Below are 20,622 nucleotides of genomic sequence, written 5' to 3'. Positions count from 1 at the left end.
GGTGTCGTCGCCCGGTCAAGCCGGGCGACGACAGTGTGCCTCAAAACTCACTCCCCCGCCTGGAGCTTCCTCGGGAACAGCTCCGCGGCACCGGTTGCCACCAGATGCGGCCCCTCCGGCGCATCGGTCTTGCTGAAATCGAGCTCCTCGATTCGCCCGGCGCGCTTCTCGATCTTGTCGGCGGAGATCAGCACCTGCCGCACGTCCTCGTTGGCGTCGGCAAAATGCTTCTGCAATTTCAGCACGCGGTCGCGCAGGCGTCCCAAATCGTCGCCGAGCTTGATCACCTCGGTGCGGATCTGGTCGGCGGCGTCGCGCATGCGCGCGTCTTTCATGATCTGCTGCATCACCTGGATCGCGAGCATCAGCAGCGAAGGCGACACCAGCACGACGCGGGCGCGATAGGCCTTCTGGATCACGTCGTCGAAACCGTCATGGATCTCGGCGTAGACCGATTCCGACGGCACGAACATCAGCGCCATCTCCTGGGTCTCGCCGGCGACGAGATATTTGTCGGCAATGTCGCTGACATGCTTCATCACGTCGCCGCGCAGCCGCTGCGTGGCGATGCGCTTCTCCTCGTCGGTGCGGGCGTCGTGCAGCGCGGTCATCGCCTCCAGCGGAAATTTTGCGTCGATGCAGAGCGGGCGCTGGTCGGGCAGGAACACCACGCAGTCCGGCCGCTTTCCCGTCGAGAGCGTGAACTGGAACTCGTAGGCGCCCTTCGGCAAGCCGTCCTGGACGATCGCCTCCATCCTTGCCTGGCCGAAGGCGCCGCGCGACTGCTTGTTGGCGAGCACGTCGCGCAGGGTCGTCACCTGCGTGGTGAGGTCGGTGAGGTTCTTGTGCGCGTTGTCGATGATGCCGAGCCGCTCGTGCAGGGCGCGCAGGCTCTCCATGGTGTTGCGGGTCGAGTGTTCCATGGATTGGCCGACCCGATGGGTCACCGAATCCAGCCGCTCGTTGACCGCGCGCGCCATGTCAGCCTGGCGGCCGGCCAGCGCCTGGGTCATGGCGTCGGCTCGGCCGGCAGCCTCGCTCTGGGCGTGCAGCACCTGGCTGAGGCGCTCCTCGAGCTCGTCCGCGCGGATGGCATTGGCCATGGCGAGTTCCGCGCCGCGCCGCCCGGATCGCGCGATCACGACCGCGATCACCAGCAGCAGGATGACGACGAGGGCGCCGAAGCCGATCAGCGCATCGATCGTGCGGACCGGCCAGTCGCCAGCCAGGAAAATGATCTCGTTCATGGCGGCCCTTGTAGCCGATTCGACACCCTCCGCGAACGAATAGCGAACGCTTATGGTTAATAGCCCCCTAATTTTTATGGTTAACGAAACCTGAAGTTTTATGGTTAGCGGAGGGTTAACGGAGTTCCTCGCCGCATTGACCGCATCCGGCATGCGGCTTAAATCGCGGCCATGGCCCTCAGAGAAATCATCATCCTGCCCGACAAGCAGCTGCGTCTGGTCTCCAAGCCGATCGAGAAGGTCACGACGGAGATCCGCAAGCTTGCTGACGACATGTTCGAGACCATGTACGACGCGCCCGGCATCGGGCTCGCGGCGATCCAGATCGCGCAGCCCTTGCGGCTGATCACCATGGACCTCGCCAAGCCTGACCCGGACGGCGAGACAAAGCCGGAGCCGCGTGTCTTCATCAACCCTGAAATCATCGCATCCTCCGAGGATCTGTCGGTCTACGAGGAAGGCTGCCTCTCGATTCCCGAATATTACGAGGAGGTCGAAAGGCCCGCGAAGGTGCGGGTGCGCTTCACCGACCTCGACGGCAAGGTGCACGAGGAGGACGCCGAAGGCCTCTACGCCACCTGCATCCAGCACGAGATCGACCATCTCAACGGCGTGCTGTTCGTCGACTATCTGTCAAAACTCAAGCGCGACCGCGTGATCAAGAAGTTCGAGAAAGCCGCCAAGCGCGCGGAGTAGCCACGTCCTCCGCCGTCATGCCCGGCCTTGTGCCGGGCATCCACGTTCTTTGCCGCCGCGAGCAGCGAGAACGTGGATGGCCGGGACAAGCCCGGCCATGACGAGTAACTTGCTCGTTCCCGAGGATTGTCTCGTCATATGTCTCTCCGCCTGATCTTCATGGGTACGCCCGATTTCTCCGTGCCGACGCTGCTCGAGCTGGTCTCGCACGGCCACGAGATCGCGGCGGTCTATACCCGCGCGCCCAAGCCCGGCGGACGGCGCGGCCTGCAATTGCAGCCGACTCCGGTCGAGGAAGCCGCGCGAAAGCTCGGCGTGCCCGTGCTGACGCCGAAGTCGTTGAAGCCGCCCGAAGCGCTCGACGAGTTTCGTGCCTTTGATGCGGATGCCGCCGTCGTCGTCGCCTACGGCATGATCCTGCCGCAGGCGATCCTCGATGCGCCAAAGCTCGGCTGTTACAATCTGCACGCTTCGCTGCTGCCGCGCTGGCGCGGCGCCGCGCCGATCAACCGCGCGATCATGGAAGGCGATGCGGAGAGCGGCGTCATGGTGATGAAGATGGATGTCGGTCTCGACACCGGTGACGTCGCCATGGCCGAGCGCATCGCGATTCCCGACAACATGACCGCGGTCGATCTGCATGACCGCCTCTCCCGGATCGGTGCCGATCTGATGGTGCGCGCGATGGCCGCGCTCGCCCGCGGCGGGCTCCAGCTCAAGAAGCAGAGCGAGGATGGCGTCACCTACGCCGCCAAGATCGACAAGGCCGAAGCGCGGATCGACTGGTCCAGGCCGGCGCGCGCTGTGCTGCGCCACATCCACGGCCTGTCGCCGTTTCCCGGCGCCTGGGCAGAGCTTGAGAATGCGCGCGTAAAAATCCTGCGCTGCGAGCTGGCGAAGGGCTCCGGTGCACCCGGAGAGGTGCTCGACGACCAGCTCACGATTGCCTGCGGTGAGGGCGCGATCCGCATCCTCGAGCTTCAGCGCGAGGGCAAGGCGCGGATGCAGGCCACGGACTTCCTGCGCGGCGTGCCTGTGAAGCCGCCGATGCGGCTGGCCTGATGCCCCGCTACAAGCTCACCATCGAATATGACGGCGCGCCGTTCTTCGGCTGGCAGGTGCAGGACACGCTGCCTTCCGTGCAGGGCGCGCTCGAAGCGGCGGTGAAGGCGATGACCGGCGCGGATCTGCGCGTGCACGGTGCGGGCCGCACCGATGCCGGCGTGCATGCGCGCGGCCAGGTCGCGCATGTCGACATCGACAAGCAGTTTCCGCCGGGCCGGTTTCGCGACGGACTGAACGCGCATCTGCGCCCGCATCCGATCGCGGTGCTGGAGGCCGAGATCGTCCTTGACACCTTCGAGGCACGCTTCTCGGCCGTGAAGCGGCACTACCGCTACCGTGTCGTCAACACCCGCGCCAATCTCGCGCTTGATATCGGTCACGCCTGGCGCGTGCCGCGCCGGCTCGATGCCGATGCGATGCATGCGGCGGCACAACGCCTGCTTGGCAAGCACGATTTCACGACGTTTCGCGACACCGAGTGCCAGGCCAAGTCGCCGGAGAAAACGCTCGACCAGCTCGACGTGCACCGCGACGGCCGCGAGATCACGATTCTCACCTCGGCGCGCTCGTTCCTGCACAGCCAGGTGCGCTCGATGGTGGGATCGCTGGTCTGGGTCGGCGAGGGCCGCTGGACCGCGGACGATCTCACCGCAGCGCTCGAAGCCCGCAACCGCGCGGCGTGCGGCATCGTCGCGCCGCCTGACGGGCTGTATCTGATGAAGGTGGATTACTAGCGCCCGCTGCCGCCACAGACGTCATGGCCGGGCTTGTCCCGGCCATCCACGTGCGCCAACATGCAACCATGCATGGTGGATGGGTCTACATCCTGGCGAGCGCGCCAAACGGCATTTTGTATGTCGGTGTGACGAGCGACATTATTCGCCGCATCTATGAGCATCGAAACGGACTCGTTCCCGGCTTCACCAAGAAGTACGGCGTCAAGCTGCTGGTCTATTTCGAGCGCTATGAGGATATCCAAACCGCTATCCAGCGCGAGCACAACATCAAGCATTGGTCGCGGACGTGGAAGGTGAGGTTGATCCTCAGGGATAATCCCGAATGGAAGGATCTGTACGAGACGATTGTTCAATAAGTCGTGCCGAGCTCTCGCCACATCGTCATGGCCGGGCTCGTCCCGGCCATCCACGATCTTTCTTGTCAGGAGCGCCGAAGAACGTGGATGCCCGGGACAAGCCCGGGCATGACGGCGGTGGGTTGGGCGGCGATTAGCGCCCTACCCAAAATACCGCGCCAAAATCCCCCGATACACCTGCGTCAGCTTCTCCAGATCCACCACCGGCACGCGCTCGTCGACTTGGTGCATGGTCTGGCCGACCAGGCCGAACTCGATCACCGGGCAATAGCTCGAGATGAAGCGCGCGTCCGAGGTGCCGCCTGAGGTCGATAGTTCCGGCTTGCGCCCCGTCACCTCTTCGATCGCCGACACCGCAAGATCGGTGAACGGGCCGGGCTTGGTCACGAACACATTCGAGTTCGAGGGCTCCCAGACGATGCGAGCCTTGATGCGGTTGCCGCAGGCTTTCGTCAGGCGCGTCTCGACCAGCTCGCGCAAGGATGCCTGGGTGTGGTTGTCATTGTAGCGGATGTTGAATTTTGCGCGCGCCTCGCCGGGGATGACGTTGTTGGCCTTGTTGCCGACGTCCACCGAGGTGAATTCGAGATTGGAGGCCTGGAACTGCGCACTGCCATGGTCGAGCGGCTCGTCACTGATCGCCACGATCAGCCGCGAAATGTCAGGCACCGGATTGGCGGCGCGGTGCGGGTAGGCGACATGGCCTTGCACGCCGTCGACGAACAGCGTGCCCGATTGCGAGCCGCGCCGGCCGACCTTGATGGTGTCGCCGAGCGTCTCGACATTGGAGGGCTCGCCGAGCACGCAATGGTCGAATTTTTCGCCGCGCTCCGCGGCCCATTTCAACAGCTTGATGGTGCCGTTGACCGAGACGTCTTCCTCGTCGCCCGTGATCAGGAACGAGATCGAGCCCTTTCCATCGGCGCGCGGCGCGCCGCCATTGGCGGCGAGATGCTCGAGCACGGCTGCCACCGAGCAGGCGATGCCGCCCTTCATGTCGACCGCGCCGCGGCCGTGCAAAAAGCCGTCCTTCACCTCGCCCGAGAATGCGCCGACGCTCCAGGCGTTCTCGTCGCCGGGCGGCACCACGTCGGTGTGGCCGGCGAAGGTGATGTGCGGGCCCTCAGTGCCGATCCGCGCATAGAGATTGTCGACGTCGGCTGTGCCTGCTTCGCTGAAGGTCACGCGGTGGCAAGTGAAGCCGGCAGCGTTGAGGGCTTTCTCAAGCACGCCCAGCGCACCGGCATCGGCCGGGGTTACCGAGGGGCAGCGGATGAGATCGCGGGCAATCGAGAGAGCATCGGTCATGCGCCCCGCTTAACATGCATGCCGCCGGGTGGGCTAGCGCTGGGCGGCACCAATTCGAGCTCGCTTTGCTGGTCCCAGCTTTTTGCAGGGGACGAGCCGTCCTCGGTCTTGGCCAATGGATCAGGACCGAACCGGTTATCGCCGACGCTGCCTGATACGATGAACATCTCGACAAACCCCCACAGCCACGGGATGGACGCGACCAGCCAGAACGGAAGCATCCAGGTGGAGTTCGGCAGCAGGTCCGAGAACTGGTTGTACAGGCCGGGCAGGAAGAAGAACGGAACGAGCCACCAGCCACTCCTGTCGCGATCATGCAGCCGCTTGATCGCCGTCGCGAGATAGATCCAGAGGAACAGCGACAAGCCGAACGCCTTCAGGATCAGGTTGGTGCGATCAACGGGCGCCAGCGAGCGATAGGCCCGGGGATCGACCAGCTTGAAGAGGTCGTCGAGGCCGAAGTCGAAATCGAGTTTCAGGGATAGCTTCAACGCCCCCTCGGCGTTGATGAGGTGGATCACCTGACCGATCACCCCGAGCAGGGCCGCCAGCAACGCGACGATCAGCAGCGCCTGCCACAGCAAGGCGCGATTGATGCGGCCGTCGAAGCGAAAAAGATACCAGGTCCAGTCCATGGCGAAGGTTCCGGGCAGCGGAGGCCGTCCGGTGATTGGTCGCGATGGGGAGAAGGAGGGTTCGATACGGTAGCAAACCCGTCATCCCCGCGCAGCGGCGAAGCCGCTGTCGCTGGAGGTGCGAGTGGCGCGATGCAAAGCATCGCGCCGGGAGCCTCGAAGGATGGGCGGCCGGGATGTGGCGGCAGCCGGGCCGTCGCCCTTCGAGGGCCGCCGAAGGGGCGGCCACCTCAGGGTGACGGTAAGGGAATGGCGCTGGTGGCGCCGATCAATCCCGCAGCAGCTCGTTGATGCTGGTCTTCGAGCGCGTGCGCTCGTCGACGCGCTTGACGATCACGGCGCAGGCCGTGCTCGGGCCGATCTGGCCGTTCTTCATCGGCTTGCCGGGCAGCGCGCCGGGCACCACCACCGAATATTCCGGCACCTCGCCGATGAAGATCTCGCCGGTCTCGCGGTCGACGATCTTGGTCGAGGCGCCCAGGAACACGCCCATCGCCAGCACCGCGCCCTTGCGCACGATCACGCCTTCGGCGACTTCGCTGCGCGCGCCGATGAAGCAGTCGTCCTCGATGATGACGGGCTCGGCCTGCAGCGGCTCGAGCACGCCGCCGATGCCGGCGCCGCCGGAGATGTGCACGCGCTTGCCGATCTGCGCGCAGGAGCCGACGGTCGCCCAGGTGTCGACCATGGTGCTCTCATCGACATAGGCGCCGAGATTGACGAAGGACGGCATCAGCACGACGTTCTTGGCAATGAAGGCCGAGCGGCGCACCACCGAACCCGGCACCGCGCGAAAGCCGGCATCGCGAAAACGGTTCTCGCCCCAGCCCTCGAACTTCGAGGGCACCTTGTCCCACCAGGTCGCCTTGCCGGAACCGCCGGGAATGACACCCATGTCGTTGAGGCGGAAGGACAGCAGCACGGCCTTCTTCAGCCATTGATTGACCTTCCACTTGCCATCGGCCCCGCGCTCGGCGACCCGTGCCTCGCCCTTGTCCAGGATCTCCAGCGCCTGGTCCACGGCCTCGCGCACCTCGCCCTTGGTCGAGGTCGAGATGCCGTCACGCGCGTCGAAGGCGCTGTTGATGGTGGATTCGAGGGCGGACAGGGACATCGGGATTTCCTCTGGGGAATGAGAATTTTGGCGGATTGGGGCGCTTTTTCGGGATTTGGCGGGGAGGAGTCAAGGCATACTCCGCCGTCGTCCCGGGGCGCGCGAAGCGCGAGCCCGGGACCCATAGCCACGGGCAGTCATTTGGCGAGGATTCGGAGTAATCGATCTCGCGCCACAACCGCTCCCTGTGGTTATGGGTCCCGGGCTCGCTTCGCGCCTCGGGACGACGGCGGCTATTTGGGCGACAGCTTGCCCAAAAACCCCGTCAGGTCATCCGTGACGTGGTCGACATGGGGCGCGTCCCGGCCCTCCAGTTCCCAGTCCTCCCGCACCACTTCCTTGGTGCCATCAGGCACCACCAGCACGGTGGTCATGCCGAGCGCGTGCGGGACGGTGAGGTTGCGGGCGAGGTCTTCGAACATCGCGGCTTTGGTCGGATCGACCGCATGGTCGGCGAGGAATTTTTGATAGGTCTGCGGCGACGGCTTCGGCTCGAACCCGGCGGCGATGATGTCGAACACGCCGTCGAAATGCGTTGCCAGGCCGAGCCGCGCCAGCACGGCATCGACATGGTCGACCGAGCCGTTGGTCAGGATCAGCTTGCGCCCCGACAGTTTTGCTATGGCTTCGCCGAGCGCCGGGTTCGGCTCCAGCGGCGAGTGGTCGATCTTGTGGACGTAGGCGAGGTAGTCGTCGGCGTGCACGCCGTGCAGGGTCATCATGCCGCGCATGGTGGTGCCGAAGCGCTGATAATAATCCTTCTGGATCTTGCGCGCTTCCTCCGGGCCGACGTTCAGCCAGTTGCAGACGAACTCCCCGATCCGCGCGTCGACCTGCTGCCACAGATTGACGTGATGCGGGTAGAGCGTGTTGTCGAGGTCGAACACCCAGGTGTCGACATGGGCAAAGGTGCGCGAGGAGGTCATATCAAATCTCTATCGGTTGGGTGCAAGCGCCGCCCCACTCTCCGCTGTCGTCCCGGACAAGCGTAAGCGCAGATCCGGGACCCATAACCACAGGGAGGAATCGTTTGCGGGATCGTAGTTACATCGTGCCCAACAACTGCGGCCTGTGGTTATGGGTCCCCGCGTTCGCGGGGACGACAGCGGAGTTTGTGGCGCGGTCTGACCCATCACGGCATCGCAAAGCGCAGCGTCTTGCCGCCGCTCGACATATCCACCACGCCAAAACCCGTCGCCGCGAATCCGCGCGCGCCGCAATCGGCCTGCTCGTTGGTCTCGAACTTGGTCTCGCGCGTGCACAGCTGTTTGTCGCCGCCCCAGTTCAGCGGCTTGTCTTTCAGCTTGATGACGCGGTTGTCAGCATCGATGGCCTCCGCGAAGCTGAAGATCTGCTTCGGCTGCCCGGTCACATCGGGGTGCAGGCACGTCTTGGGATCGATGCGATACCAGCCGCGGCTGGTCACGGACTTGCCGTCGTCGGTGGCGACCGCCGCCATCACCTTGTGCGGCGTGTCGTTGCACCAGGTGAGGCCGGTTGCAGAAGGCGTCTGCACCGCATCGACCATGGTCTTGAAGAAGTTCGGCGACGACATGATGTCCGCCGCCAGTCCGCGGCTCTTCAGGAAGGCGGCAAGTGCTGCTTGCGTCTTCGGCCCGTCGACGCCGTCGATCGGCGCCGCGTCGTAGCCCGCGATCACCAGCAGCCGCTGGATGCCGGCGAGGCGGGCCTGCTCGTCGTCATATTCGGAATCCTCGGCGAGATAGGCCGTGAAATTGCCGTCCGCGGCTTGCGTCGGCGTGATCTGGGTGAACGCGGCCTGGGTCTGGCCGCTGCGGCATTGCCGCGCAGCCGCGATAACGAAATTGTCCTGTGCCACGCACAGCATGTCGCTGCCGTTCTGCGGGATTGGCGAGGCGCCGTAAACGCCGAGCGCGCGGGCGTTGAGCAGGATGCGGTCGGCGGTCAGCGTGCCCTGCACCACGACGCGGCAGGTGGCGGGATCGATCCTGAACCAGCCGCGCGTCGCGGTCGCCGCCTTGTCGTCGATGCCGATCGCGGCCTCGACAACATAGGACATGCGGTTGCAGATTTTCAGGTCGGCCAGGGCGGGCGCGGAGGAGAAGAAGAACGAGACGGCTGCCGCGGGCAGCGTCATCAGCAAGCGGGTCAGGGTCGAGCGGCGGGGACGACGCGCTCGCTCGACATGCCCGGCCTTGTGCCGGGCATCCACGTTCTTGGCGCGAGACGAAAGGTCGTGGATGGCCGGGACAAGCCCGGCCATGACGGCTTGCTTTGGCCCGCTCATCATCACTTATGGATCAGCGTTCCCGTGCCCGTGTTGGTGAAGAGCTCGAGCAGCACCGCGTGCTGCATCTTGCCGTCGATGATGACGACGCCCTCCACGCCCTGTTCGAGCGCGTAGATGCAGGTCTCGACCTTCGGAATCATGCCGCCGGAAATGGTGCCGTCGGCGATCAGCTTTCGCGCGTCCTTCACCGAAAGCTGCGGGATCAGCTTCTTCGACTTGTCGAGCACGCCAGGCACATCGGTGAGCAGCAGCAGGCGCTTCGCCTTCAGCGCGCCGGCGACCGCGCCGGCAAAGGTGTCGGCGTTGACGTTGAGCGTCTGGCCGTCCTTGGAGGTCGCGAGCGGCGCCAGCACCGGGATCAGCTCGTAGCCGATCAGCTGGTTGAGCAGCGTGAGGTCGACCTTCTCGGGGTCGCCGACGAAGCCGAGATCGATCGCCTTCTCGATGTTCGAACCCGGATCGACGATGGTGCGCGTCGTCTTCGACGCCTTCACCATGTTGGCGTCCTTGCCCGACAGCCCCACGGCCTTGCCGCCGGCTTCGTTGATGTAGCCGACGATCTGCTTGTTGACGGAGCCGGCCAGCACCATCTCGACGATCTCGATGGTCGCGGCATCGGTGATGCGCAGGCCCGCTGCGAACTCCGACTGGATGCCGAGGCGCTTGAGCATGGTGGCGATCTGCGGCCCGCCGCCATGCACCACCACCGGGTTGATCGCGGTCTGCTCGAGCAGCACGATGTCGCGGGCAAAGTTCTTCGCGGTCTCCTCGTCGCCCATGGCATGGCCGCCATATTTGATGACGATGGTTTCCTCGTCATACTGCTGCATGTGCGGCAGCGCTTCGGACAGGATGCGGGCCTGGTCGAGCGGGGAGATGTCGGTCATGAGGCGGATCTCGCTGGCGGGACTGTCGGTGCGCGTTCTATCCGATTGGCGGGCGCGGCGCAAAGTGTGACTGGCATGTCGCTCTCGTGTCCCCGGACGGAGCCTCGTAGCCCGGATGGAGTGCAGCGTAATCCGGGATTCTTACCGCAGGCACCGGCCCCGGATTACGCTGCGCTCCATCCGGGCTACAGGTCAGCGCTTTGCCACCACCGCTGCGAGCGTCACCGCCAGCCAGCTCAGGATCATCACCGTTCCACCCGTCGGCGCGGCATACGGAAACAGCGAGTGCCCCGCATATTGCCGCAAGGTGAGATCGCCCGCGAACAGCGCGGCGCCGATCACGAAGCCGAACGCCGCGATGAGGCCAATTCCGCCGTGCAGAAGGCCGCGCGCGAGCAGGGCGACACCTGCGAGTATGGCAGTTGCGTGAAACAGCAGCATGGCGCTGGCGGAGGCGAGCCGGCTGGCGTCGGCGCCGTGGGCCGAGGCGGCGGCCAGCGCGACGCCGGCGGCGCCCATCAAACCGGCAAGCCCAATCAGCAGGTGGAATGCAGGCGTCACGAGGTTCGCTCTTCCAGCAGCTTCGCCATCGCGGCGCGCAGTTCGGCCATGCCGGTCGAGCTCCGTGACGAGGTCGCGAGCACGTTCGGAAACGCCGCCGGATGTTTTGCCAGCGCGGCCTCGGTCTCGGTGATGCGGGACTCAAGCTCGGACGCCTTCACCTGGTCGGCCTTGGTCAGCACGATCTGGTAGCTCACCGCGGAACGGTCGAGCGTCCCCAGGATTTCGAGGTCGACGTCCTTGAGGCCATGCCGCGCGTCGATCAGCACGTAGACGCGTGCGAGTGAGGCGCGCCCCAGCAGGAATTTGTGGATCAGCTCGGTCCAGGACGCGACTTGCGTCTTCGGCGCCTTGGCGTAGCCGTAGCCGGGCATGTCGACGAGGCGCAGGTCCTTCTTGCCGGGGACCTCGAAGAAGATCAGCTCCTGGGTGCGGCCCGGCGTGTGCGAGGTGCGCGCAAGCGCGTTGCGGCCGGTCAGCGCGTTGATCAGGCTGGACTTGCCGACATTGGAGCGGCCGGCAAAGGCGATCTCCAGCCCGTCCATCGGCGGCAGCGTCGCAATCGAGGGCGAGGCCCAGATGAACTGCCAGTCGCGGGTGAACAGCTTTCGCCCGGTTTCGATCAGCTTCGCATCTTTGTCGTCGGTCATGCGAAGATCTCACCTCTCGTCATGGCCGGGCTTGTCCCGGCCATCCACGTCTGTCCACACGGTACCCTCCAAAACGTGGATGCCCGGGACAAGCCCGGGCATGACGATGTGGAGGCATTTGCGCCCAACAATGACTGCGCTACGTCGCCTTCTTCGCGAACGTCGCCTTGAGATTGTCGAACAGCTCCACCTTCACGCCGTTGCGGCGCATGATGAAGCTCTGCTGGAGCACCGAGAGCGTGTTGTTCCAGGCCCAGTAGATCACGAGACCGGCCGGGAAGCCCGCCAGCATGAAGGTGAAGATCAGCGGCATCCAGTTGAAGATCAGCTGCTGGGTCGGATCCGGCGGCGTCGGGTTCAGCTTCATCTGGAACCACATCGTGATGCCCATGATGATCGGCCAGATGCCGAGCGCGAGGTAGTGGCCGAACACCGGAATCGTCGTCGGATCGAACGGGATCAGGCCGAACAAGGTGAAGAGGTTGGTCGGATCGGGCGCGGAGAGATCCTTGATCCAGCCGAAGAACGGCGCGTGCCGCATCTCGATGGTGACGAACAGCACCTTGTAGAGCGAGAAGAACACCGGGATCTGGATCACCACGGGAAGACAGCCGGCGACCGGATTGATCTTCTCCTTGCGGTAGATCTCCATCATCTCCTGCTGCTGCTTCACCTTGTCGTCGGGAAAGCGCTCCTTCAGCGCCTGGAGCTGCGGCTGGACCGACTTCATCTTCGCCATCGAGGCGTAGGACTTGTTGGCCAGCGGGAAGAACAGCAGCTTGACGATCACGGTGACGAGCAGGATCGAGATGCCGAAATTGCCGAAGAAGCGGTAGAAGAAGTCGAGGCCGAGGAACATCGGCTTGGTGATGAAGTAGAACCAGCCCCAGTCGATCAACAGATCGAAATGGTTGAGGCCGAGCTCCTTGTTGTAGCCGCCGAGGCCGGCGAACGGGAACACGCCGACCACGCCGGCTTCCTTGGCGCCGGCGAACAGCCGCGCGTTCGCAGTCGCGGTGCCGCCGATCGCGACGGTGACGGGGTCGAGCAGATAGTCGGTCTGGTAGGTGTGGACGTTGCCGACCGGGTTCGACGAGAAACGCGCCTGGAGCTGCGCACTGGTGTCCGGCAGCAGCGCCGAAGCCCAGTACTTGTCGGTGATGCCGAGCCAGCCATTGGTGGCCTTGAAGTTCACCGCCTTGGCTTCGTCGATCTTCTTGTAGGCGTATTCCTGCAAGCCATCGAGATAGCCGATCAGGCCTTCATGCAGGATGTAATAGCCGGAGACCTGCGGCGTGCCGTGGCGCGAGATCAGCGCGAACGGGTAGAGCGTAACAGGCGCGTTGCCGACATTGCTCACCTCGTCCTTGAGCGTGAAGAGATAATGGTCGTCGACCGCGATGGTGCGGCGGAAGGTGAGGCCCTCGCCATTGTCCCATTTCAGCACCACCGGCGTCGTCGGCGTCAGGCTGCCGCTGCCGTCCTGCTGCCAGAGGGTCTGGGCGTCCGGCAGCTTGGCCGTCACGCCCGTCGCCGGCACCCAGCCGAACTCGGCGTAATAGGGTTCTGCGGTGCCCGAGGGCGAATAGAGCACGATCGGCGGCGACTTCGGGTCGACCGTCTCGCGGTATTGCACCAGCGCAATGTCGTCGATGCGGCCGCCCTTCAGCGAGATGCTGCCGGCAATCCGCGGCGTGTCGATCTTCACGCGCGGGCTGGCTGCAATCGCGCTTTCGCGGGAAACGACCGGCTGGGCCTGGTTCGCGGCCGGTGTTGCCGGCTGGGCCGCGCTGCCGGGCTGCGGCGCGGCGCCCGGCGTTGCGGAGGCCGTCGGCTGCGGCGTGTTCTTCTGGAGCTCGGCCTGCGCCTGCTGCTGGGCGCGCTGCTTCTCCATCGCCGGCACATTGTAGAAATATTGCCAGGCGATCAGGACGAGGCCCGACAGAATGACGGCGAGGATGGTATTGCGATTGTCGGTCATCACTATTGTCTCGTCATCAATCCGGTTTGCGGCTGGTCGCAGGAGCGGGGCCGGGCCTTGAGCCGTCGGTTCTTGAGCCGCGTCCCTTGTGCGTATGCCGCGCAGGCTTCGTGAACGCTATGCGCAGATCGTCGAGCATGGTGGCGAAGTCGCGCGAGAGCGCGTCCCTTCGGCCGACCAGTACATAGTCATGATGGGGCTGCATCGACACCGGGTCGAGCCGCTTCACCAATTCGCGAAGCCGGCGCCGGATGCGATTGCGCTGGGGGGCGTTGCCGTTCTTTTTGGTAACGGTGAAGCCGATCCGGATCGGGCCGCTGTCGTCGCGGCGGCGGCTTTGCAGGACGAACGCGGGACTATTCGCCCGCGCGCCATTGGCAACGGCGAGGAAATCCGCTCGCTGCCTCAGCCGATCCATGATGAAATCCCAAAAATGGGGGTCCGGCTCAGGCGCTCAGACGCTTGCGGCCGCGGGCGCGGCGGGCGGCGAGAACCTTGCGGCCGCCGGCAGTGGCGAGACGGGCACGGAAGCCGTGACGGCGCTTGCGCACCAGTTTGCTGGGTTGATAAGTCCGCTTCACGGGTTTTTCTCCGCTGACCGGGCAATTTGCCTGTAGAATTGATGATAAAGTCCGGAAGATGCGGCCCAAAACGGGCCCTTTTCGGCCCCAAGAGAGCCGCTCCCGGCGTGCGCACCGGGTCATCGCGGACAATTTGCGCGGCTTATATGCGAGCGTCTTCTTTTCGTCAACGTCGCAAGAGCGCGCTGTTCCGGTGAATATCACTGTTTGTGCGGGGTTTTTAACCCTTGAGGTGGCGACTCGCGATATCAGAGCTTACATCCCACCTTGAGAGATTAGCGATCCGTAATTTGACCGGCCCCCGGCCGGGTCGCATCCTTCATCAGCCAGGCTCTATTACAAAGCCAACAGGGGCGAATTTCGTGGCAGCGACAGACCTCCAGCCGGTCCATGATACGGATCAGCCGGGCCAGCCGGCGATGCGGCCGCGTGGGCCCAGCGGGCTCGGGCTATCCGGCAAGCTGCTGCTGCTCACCGTCCCCCTGGTGATGATCGCCGCTGTCCTGCTCTACGTGCCCGCCATCGCCAACTTCTGGGTCAACCGGCTCAATGACCGCGTCGCGGCGGCTAACACCGCCGCGCTGGTGCTCGACGCCGCCCCGCTCGGCATGGTCCCCGAGTCGCTGTCGCGCGAGATCCTGAAAAGCATCAATGCGCGTGCCGTCGCCATCAAGATGGGGCAGCAGCGACGGCTGCTCGCCAGCGACAACCTTCCCACGGCCATCGAGCATGACATCGACCTGCGCGACATGACGGTGTGGGAGGCGATCACCGGCTCGTTCCGGATGATGCTGGAGACCGGCAACCAGGCCATCCGCATCGTCGGGCCCGGCGTCGGCAATGCCCAGTTCATCGAGATCGTGACCGATGAGCTGCCGCTGCGGCAGCAGATGTATCGCTTCTCCCGCAACGTCGTGGTGGTCGCGCTGATCATCGCGGTGCTGACCGCGGGCCTCGTCTATCTCGTGCTGCATTATCTCTTCGTGCGCCCGATGCGGCGGCTGACCGCGAGCCTGGTCGGCTTCCACGAAAACCCCGAAAGCTCGGCGCGGATCATCGTGCCAAGCCAGCGCAGCGATGAAATAGGCGTCGCCGAGCGCGAATTGTCGGACATGCAGCGCGATCTGATGTCGATGCTGCACCAGAAGAGCCGGCTCGCCGCCCTCGGCCTCGCCGTCTCCAAGATCAACCACGATCTGCGCAATCTGCTCGCGTCGGCCCAGCTCCTGTCCGACCAGCTCGCCAGCGTGCCCGATCCGCGGGTGCAGCGCTTTGCGCCGAAGCTGGTGCGCTCGCTCGAGCGCGCCATCGCCTTCTGCCAGTCGACGCTGTCCTACGGCCGCGCCCAGGAAGCGGCCCCCGACCGCCGCATGATCATGATCGAGCCCGTGGTGCTGGAGGTGCGCGAAACCGCGGGCCTCGCCAGCGACGCCTCGATCGCCTGGGTCGCCGCGATCGAGCGCGGGCTTGCGGTCGATGCCGATCCCGACCAGCTCTTCCGCGTGCTGCTCAACCTCGTCCGCAACGCCGCCCAGGCGCTGGAAAGCCATTCGTCGGGCGACGGCGGCGCCCAGCAGATCCGGATCACGGGAAAGCGCGAAGGTGCCGTCGCCATCCTGGAGGTCTCCGACACCGGCCCCGGCGTCCCGCAGAAGACCCGGGACCATCTGTTCGAGGCGTTCCAGACCTCCGGCCGCCCCGGCGGCAGCGGGCTTGGCTTGGCGATCGCCGCCGAGCTGGTCCGTGCCCATGGCGGCGAGATCCATCTGGTCGAGGGCACCATCGGCGCCACCTTCCGGATCGTCATCCCCGACCGCCCCGTGGAACTCCTCTCCATCCGCAACGAGCGGCAGAGGGCGTAGTCGGCCAGCGACCGAGCCTCTTTCGTCATTCCGGGTATCGAGCACTCATCTATCCGTCATTCCGGGGCGCGACGAAGTCGCGAGCTATGGTGCGCTATTGCGCACCTGAGAATCCATAACCACCAGCCGGGGTTATGGATTCCGGGCCTGGCCCTTTGGGCCATCCCGGAATGACACCGAAACCCTCATCTCCCTACAAAATCTCCCCAATCCAGACCTTGCCAATCGAGGCAAGAGCGGTTAGTCAGAGCGCTCTTTCGCACCCCTCCGGCGCTGTCCGGAGGCTGCCTGCGGGCCTAGCCCGCACTGTTTGCGAAAAACGCGCCCGTAGCTCAGCTGGATAGAGCATCAGACTACGAATCTGAGGGTCGGACGTTCGAATCGTTCCGGGCGCGCCATTTGCAGTCTTGTTCCACTGCAGGAACCCCCTAGTTTCTAATGGCCCGTTATTCATTTGCCGTTCAAGGCATCGTTCCTATATTGTGCGCCTACGGAAATGGAGTGGGCCATGCTGCGCCTCTTCGGAATTTATGCTTTTGGGATGCTTCTGACGCTGGCTGCTCTGTCGCCGGCGTTGGCGACCGTGACGCCTCCGTAAGCCTGCGCCCTTGATCGGACCACGCGAACAGGTGAGCCTATCCGCTCAGGTCGGCTCGTGCCTTCTCAATCTTCAAAAGCTGCTGCCTTAGCAACTCCTGAACCGAGACGGCGAGGCTCGGTGCGATTCGCTCCAGATATGGCCGATGCGATCGTTCGCGATCGATCCTGGCCAGATCATCGACGACTTGCATTCCGAGTTTGACGGCGCGCTCGGCTTCGTCGAGCCGCTTTTGCTGGGCGACCTGGTCATCCAACTTGGCGCGCAGCATGGTATAGGCAACGGCGTTCTCGGCGAACCCGAGCAGCGATTGCCCATAGATCACCTCCCGCTCCGGAAATTTGGTGCCGCACGACATGTCGAAATTGGCGAGTCGATGGGCGGCGTCGTTCACCGCTTCGGCAAGTTTCGCGGCGTAGTCTGGATGCTCCAGTGCCCGGTGGATATAGGTGTACTCCATGGTCACGTAGGACGTGTACAGGCCCCCCCAAAGCTTCATCCGTGTTTGCGATTCATCCGATTCGCATGTTGCCGGCCGCTTGAAGGTGAGCGGGCATGTCGTGGGACACTGCTTATTCAACGCCTGGAAGAAATCGACCTTCAACAACCGGCTCTTGAGGCCGTCGATTGTCTCCTGGAGATTTTGCAGGTGCTCCGTCCGGACGATGGTGGCTGCTTGTGAGTTCTGGTCTTCCAGCCATTCTTCCACATAGGTTACGAGCATCGCGCGTATGCGCAGGGCGAACCATTCGTCCCTGACCTGCAGCATTGGATTGGCCGCATATCTTCGCTGTTGTTCGTCGCTTGAATTTGTCTCCCGTCGTTCTCGGAGCCAGTTGTCCAGAACGGCGGCTGCAGCCTCGTGTTGTCCAGCTTGCGTCATCAGGCTAGCACGACCGATCGCGAAGTAAGGCAGCGTCTCCAGCCCGCGCCGGTTGGCTGGCTGTGGTGTGATCATCTTCTCCAGATTTCGGAAAACATAGTCGAGCCGGTCCTGGACATTGTCCGACCTGGCTGCGCCATCCGACCGGGTGAACTCGGACAGCGTTTCGCGCAGGCACCGACCGGCATACGTGTCGTCGTCGATTGACGCCGGTTTTTCGTTAGGAGGGCAATAGATATCATACCATGGCTTGCAGGCCTCGAAGGTTTTTGGAGACGTCGATGACAAGGCGATATCCACCGCCATGCGAAGGCCGTTATGAACGAAGTCCGAGCTGACCTGCTTCAATCCGGCTTCGAACTCCCTCGGGTCGATTGCCGGGCCGCGGGCGGCCGCTCGGCGATCGAGTGCTTCAAGTCGGCGGAATACGTTGCTGTAGCTTGCGAGATATCTTTCGACAGGACCGGAATCCGCGGATTGCTCGAACCAGGCGGACAGACACTGCAACGGAAGTGCGATGGTGGACTGCGTGAACGTCTCGCTGCTGCGCAAGTCGTCGACCGGCATATCCGAAACCGGCCTATCCTGCGGCCTTCGGGTGAATATCTCGGTCAAATAGTCCTTGTCGCGTCTGATGATGAGGTGAAGCCTCGCGAGATTTTGCAGGCCGTTCGGTCCCCCGGCCGCATATGTTTCCTTGCTGGCGCTCGGAATGGTCGTCGATGCGAGCCGATCCCGGCTGCCCTGCTCCTTGGATGCAAACGACAATTCGGCGACGCCGAGCTTCACGGATGACAAGCTTCTTGCGTACTGCTTGATCAGGCCCGACCCCTCGCCACCGAGGACTCCCAGGAGGAACAGGAGTGCCAAGCCCGCCCCTGCGAACATCTGGCCGCGGGTCAAGTCCTCATTGGCGCGGTGAACGACGACACTGTTGATCCAGATCGCAAACAGCGGGCCGAAGATGAAGCCAATGATGACGTTGACCTCATACCTCGCGAGTGTGCTGAATGGTGATGAGACCTCATGGATGGTCAGGACACCAAGCAGGATTACAAGGACAATCAGAAATTGGACCATCCTGCGCAACGCCCGTGCAGCAGGCCCTTGCAGACCCAGGGTTTCCTCGCTGAATTCTATGAAGCTTCCCTGTGGCGGCCATTGCGTGAATGCAATCAACTCGAACAGCGCGAATGCTATGGTGGCAGACAGGATGAATGCAGTCATTCGCGGTGCCCCTCTCGCGTGTCCCGACCAGCGGCGGACGCAGTCAACAGAGCTGCTCGATCGACTGCGCAAAAAAACCAATGCGGGGCGCATTATAGATATGGTGTAGCTTATGGTTGCAAATGCTTTCTGATGTGACTAAAATTTCGCGTGGCCGGGATTTCCACCAATGAAGCTTTTTTCGCAGATCATGCTGATTGTCGTGGGACTCGGTGTGATCTATTTCGGCTGCAATCTGCTGTTTCAGCACGAAACGAATGAGTTCGCGTTCCAGAAGAATCTTCTGGCCACGTTCCAGACAGAGTATCATTGGCGGTCGATCGGCGTTGCCTATGGCGGCATCGCCACGGTGATAGTCGGGGCTGCAATGATGGCCGTTGCAGCCATCGTGGCCCGCCTCGGCTGAAATCACCTCGGGTCGCAATCCGGTTACGTCGCGAGCGGCTGCCGGAGCGCGCTACTCGCGCCTGGCTCACTCCGGCAGTTGCACCGCGGCGAAGCGGCAGTGCCCATCTTTATCGGCCGTGTGGCGCCGGTTAGATTGAGGACCGGCCAGAGACGCCTGGACATTTCGGTGAATACGGAGATGACCCATGAAGCTCGCGCATAACGGAATCCAGCTGTCCTTCGACATTGCCGGCGCGGGACCGCTTCAATTCCTGTTCGTCCATGGCCTCGGCGGGGATCGCACGCATTTTGCGCCGCAGATGGAGTATTTCGCCCGTCAAGGTCGGGCATTGAATGCCGAGCTGCGGGGGCATGGTGAGAGCGACAAGCCGCAACAGGCGTATTCGATCGAAGGCTTCGCCGATGATCTCGTCTTTCTGTGCAACCGACAGCAGATCACAAAGCCGATCATCGTGGGTCAGAGCATGGGTGGCAACATGGCGCTCGAAATCGCCGCCCGCTATCCGGACTTTCCTGCAGGCCTGGTGCTGCTCGACTCAGGGGTGCTCTTCCCTGCCTCGGCAGGGACGGTGTTCGCCGGGTATCTGGAGGGCTTAAGGGGCGCGAATTTTGCGGACGAGGTACGGAAGATCGTGGCGGACTCCTGTCTGCCGACCGACCGATGCCGCGCCCATGTTGAACAGACCTTTCTGGCGACGCCACAGCACGTGCTGGTGTCCACGTTTACAAGTCTGTTTCCCTGGGATGTGCATCGGGCGCGTGAATGCGCCCAGGCGTGCCGGGTCCCGGTGCTCTACATCGAAGCGGCCCATCGGCTCGCGGATCTGGATCGTTTTGCGGAGCTGTGTCCGCAACTGGTCACGGCCAAGGCCGTCGGCTCCGGGCATTTCCTGTCGCTGGAAGTGCCGGAGCAGATCAACCCGATGATCGACCGGTTTATCTCGCTCTACGTGCGAAGACCCGGGTAAGCTTCGTCATCGGCCGTGACGCGCCGCGACCGGCGTCCGTCGGGAAGCCACAATGCGCTGCCGGGCAGGGACGAAACCCTTTGCAGGCCGGGTGAAGCCGGCCGGAAACAAACCGGGCCTAACCTCCCGGGAGCTTTCCCGTCCAACCCGATTCAAGGGAGGATTTTATGAAAGCAGCGCTCTTGGTCCTGTCGCTTCTTGGCCAGCCCACGATTCCGATTTCAGACCGTGTGCCCATCTTCAATGTGGAAGCCCTTTGCCGGGACGTTTCCGCCGACGACAAGGCCTCAGGGCTCACCCTGGCGCAGGACGCCGGCGAGTGCGTGCGTGACGAGACAATTGCGCAGCAACAGCTGAGCTCGACCTGGCTGACTGTTCCGGGCCCCGCGCGCGCTAGTTGCGAAGGCGAGGCTGCGGCAGGGGGAATAGAAAGCTATGTCGATCTACTCACCTGCCTGCAGATGGCAGGTTGGGCGAATCCGACTCCGCCGCCGAAGCCCCCGCTCAGGGGAGCGAGCAAGATGCGGAACGCCAAGAATGAGCTGCGGAACGAATTGAAGAATTAGCTGCGCAGGTGACAATGGGG

The 20,622-nt window shown here is 63.7% G+C and carries 21 protein-coding genes and 1 tRNA gene; 9 read left to right on the top strand and 13 right to left on the bottom strand.

Translation table 11 applies throughout. From position 1 onward, the window contains the following. Positions 1 to 47 precede the first annotated feature (47 nt). A complete protein-coding gene (locus tag AB7Z56_RS40730; RefSeq protein ID WP_063979820.1) occupies positions 48 to 1,247 on the bottom strand; it encodes a DNA recombination protein RmuC in 1,200 nt (399 codons plus the stop codon). A gap of 171 nt (positions 1,248 to 1,418) precedes the next feature. On the opposite strand from AB7Z56_RS40730, the gene def reads away from it, so the two are divergent. The 4 genes from def (at position 1,419) to AB7Z56_RS40710 (ending at position 4,101) form a co-directional block, all read left to right on the top strand. Then, on the top strand, positions 1,419 to 1,943 hold the full coding sequence (gene def / locus AB7Z56_RS40725) for a peptide deformylase (RefSeq protein WP_063979819.1): 525 nt from the start codon (positions 1,419 to 1,421) through the stop codon (positions 1,941 to 1,943). A gap of 138 nt (positions 1,944 to 2,081) precedes the next feature. Further along, the gene (gene fmt / locus AB7Z56_RS40720; RefSeq protein ID WP_063979818.1) at positions 2,082 to 3,005 is read left to right on the top strand and encodes a methionyl-tRNA formyltransferase; all 924 of its coding nucleotides are present in this window, start codon (positions 2,082 to 2,084) and stop codon (positions 3,003 to 3,005) included. Beyond that, positions 3,005 to 3,742 carry a tRNA pseudouridine(38-40) synthase TruA gene (truA, locus tag AB7Z56_RS40715; protein ID WP_231143687.1) on the top strand — a complete coding sequence of 246 codons (738 nt, stop codon included), beginning with the start codon at positions 3,005 to 3,007 and terminating at the stop codon, positions 3,740 to 3,742. Before fmt ends, truA begins: the two co-directional genes overlap by 1 nt. A gap of 23 nt (positions 3,743 to 3,765) precedes the next feature. After that, positions 3,766 to 4,101: a GIY-YIG nuclease family protein gene (locus tag AB7Z56_RS40710; RefSeq protein ID WP_063979816.1), complete on the top strand. Its 336-nt coding sequence runs from the start codon at positions 3,766 to 3,768 to the stop codon at positions 4,099 to 4,101. A gap of 141 nt (positions 4,102 to 4,242) precedes the next feature. Here the strand turns inward: AB7Z56_RS40710 and dapE are convergent, their stop codons facing one another. The 11 genes from dapE to rpmH form a co-directional block, all read right to left on the bottom strand. After that, entirely contained in the window at positions 4,243 to 5,409 is a 1,167-nt protein-coding gene (gene dapE, locus AB7Z56_RS40705) for a succinyl-diaminopimelate desuccinylase (protein WP_063979815.1), read from the bottom strand. Further along, positions 5,406 to 6,044, bottom strand: a complete 639-nt coding sequence (locus AB7Z56_RS40700; RefSeq protein ID WP_063979814.1) for a DUF805 domain-containing protein — start codon at positions 6,042 to 6,044, stop codon at positions 5,406 to 5,408. Before AB7Z56_RS40700 ends, dapE begins: the two co-directional genes overlap by 4 nt. A 268-nt stretch (positions 6,045 to 6,312) precedes the next feature. Then, on the bottom strand, positions 6,313 to 7,158 hold the full coding sequence (gene dapD / locus AB7Z56_RS40695) for a 2,3,4,5-tetrahydropyridine-2,6-dicarboxylate N-succinyltransferase (RefSeq protein WP_063979813.1): 846 nt from the start codon (positions 7,156 to 7,158) through the stop codon (positions 6,313 to 6,315). A 233-nt stretch (positions 7,159 to 7,391) separates the two neighbouring features. Continuing rightward, on the bottom strand, positions 7,392 to 8,084 hold the full coding sequence (locus AB7Z56_RS40690) for a pyrimidine 5'-nucleotidase (RefSeq protein ID WP_063979812.1): 693 nt from the start codon (positions 8,082 to 8,084) through the stop codon (positions 7,392 to 7,394). 206 nt (positions 8,085 to 8,290) lie between these two features. After that, positions 8,291 to 9,277 carry a DUF1036 domain-containing protein gene (locus tag AB7Z56_RS40685; protein WP_063985919.1) on the bottom strand — a complete coding sequence of 329 codons (987 nt, stop codon included), beginning with the start codon at positions 9,275 to 9,277 and terminating at the stop codon, positions 8,291 to 8,293. A gap of 152 nt (positions 9,278 to 9,429) precedes the next feature. After that, positions 9,430 to 10,317: an acetylglutamate kinase gene (gene argB / locus AB7Z56_RS40680; protein ID WP_063979811.1), complete on the bottom strand. Its 888-nt coding sequence runs from the start codon at positions 10,315 to 10,317 to the stop codon at positions 9,430 to 9,432. A gap of 192 nt (positions 10,318 to 10,509) precedes the next feature. Then, on the bottom strand, positions 10,510 to 10,836 hold the full coding sequence (locus tag AB7Z56_RS40675; RefSeq protein ID WP_063985914.1) for a DUF423 domain-containing protein: 327 nt from the start codon (positions 10,834 to 10,836) through the stop codon (positions 10,510 to 10,512). 38 nt (positions 10,837 to 10,874) lie between these two features. Beyond that, positions 10,875 to 11,528: a ribosome biogenesis GTP-binding protein YihA/YsxC gene (gene yihA, locus AB7Z56_RS40670; protein WP_063979810.1), complete on the bottom strand. Its 654-nt coding sequence runs from the start codon at positions 11,526 to 11,528 to the stop codon at positions 10,875 to 10,877. A 139-nt stretch (positions 11,529 to 11,667) separates the two neighbouring features. Continuing rightward, positions 11,668 to 13,509 carry a membrane protein insertase YidC gene (yidC, locus tag AB7Z56_RS40665; protein WP_063979809.1) on the bottom strand — a complete coding sequence of 614 codons (1,842 nt, stop codon included), beginning with the start codon at positions 13,507 to 13,509 and terminating at the stop codon, positions 11,668 to 11,670. 16 nt (positions 13,510 to 13,525) lie between these two features. Next, a complete protein-coding gene (gene rnpA / locus AB7Z56_RS40660; RefSeq protein WP_063979808.1) occupies positions 13,526 to 13,927 on the bottom strand; it encodes a ribonuclease P protein component in 402 nt (133 codons plus the stop codon). Positions 13,928 to 13,955: 28 nt separating this feature from the next. Continuing rightward, on the bottom strand, positions 13,956 to 14,090 hold the full coding sequence (gene rpmH, locus AB7Z56_RS40655) for a 50S ribosomal protein L34 (protein ID WP_008542748.1): 135 nt from the start codon (positions 14,088 to 14,090) through the stop codon (positions 13,956 to 13,958). 362 nt (positions 14,091 to 14,452) lie between these two features. Between rpmH and AB7Z56_RS40650 the strand changes: the two genes are divergently transcribed. Both AB7Z56_RS40650 and AB7Z56_RS40645 read left to right on the top strand, forming a co-directional pair. Further along, positions 14,453 to 15,952, top strand: a complete 1,500-nt coding sequence (locus tag AB7Z56_RS40650; protein ID WP_094183985.1) for an ATP-binding protein — start codon at positions 14,453 to 14,455, stop codon at positions 15,950 to 15,952. Positions 15,953 to 16,273: 321 nt separating this feature from the next. Further along, positions 16,274 to 16,350, top strand: a tRNA-Arg gene (locus AB7Z56_RS40645). A 237-nt stretch (positions 16,351 to 16,587) separates the two neighbouring features. Here AB7Z56_RS40645 and AB7Z56_RS40640 read toward each other — a convergent pair. Then, positions 16,588 to 18,660, bottom strand: a complete 2,073-nt coding sequence (locus tag AB7Z56_RS40640) for a hypothetical protein (protein WP_063985913.1) — start codon at positions 18,658 to 18,660, stop codon at positions 16,588 to 16,590. 169 nt (positions 18,661 to 18,829) lie between these two features. Between AB7Z56_RS40640 and AB7Z56_RS40635 the strand changes: the two genes are divergently transcribed. From AB7Z56_RS40635 to AB7Z56_RS40625, 3 genes are all read left to right on the top strand, one after another. Then, positions 18,830 to 19,066, top strand: a complete 237-nt coding sequence (locus AB7Z56_RS40635; RefSeq protein WP_063985912.1) for a hypothetical protein — start codon at positions 18,830 to 18,832, stop codon at positions 19,064 to 19,066. Between the two features lie 187 nt (positions 19,067 to 19,253). Next, entirely contained in the window at positions 19,254 to 20,036 is a 783-nt protein-coding gene (locus AB7Z56_RS40630) for an alpha/beta fold hydrolase (protein WP_063985911.1), read from the top strand. A gap of 167 nt (positions 20,037 to 20,203) precedes the next feature. Beyond that, the gene (locus AB7Z56_RS40625) at positions 20,204 to 20,602 is read left to right on the top strand and encodes a hypothetical protein (RefSeq protein WP_063979804.1); all 399 of its coding nucleotides are present in this window, start codon (positions 20,204 to 20,206) and stop codon (positions 20,600 to 20,602) included. Positions 20,603 to 20,622: the final 20 nt, after the last annotated feature.

It is taken from the genome of Bradyrhizobium sp. 482_C4_N1_8 (assembly GCF_052075965.1).
Lineage (GTDB): Bacteria > Pseudomonadota > Alphaproteobacteria > Rhizobiales > Xanthobacteraceae > Bradyrhizobium > Bradyrhizobium barranii.
This window is presented reverse-complemented; position numbering and strand designations above follow the sequence as displayed.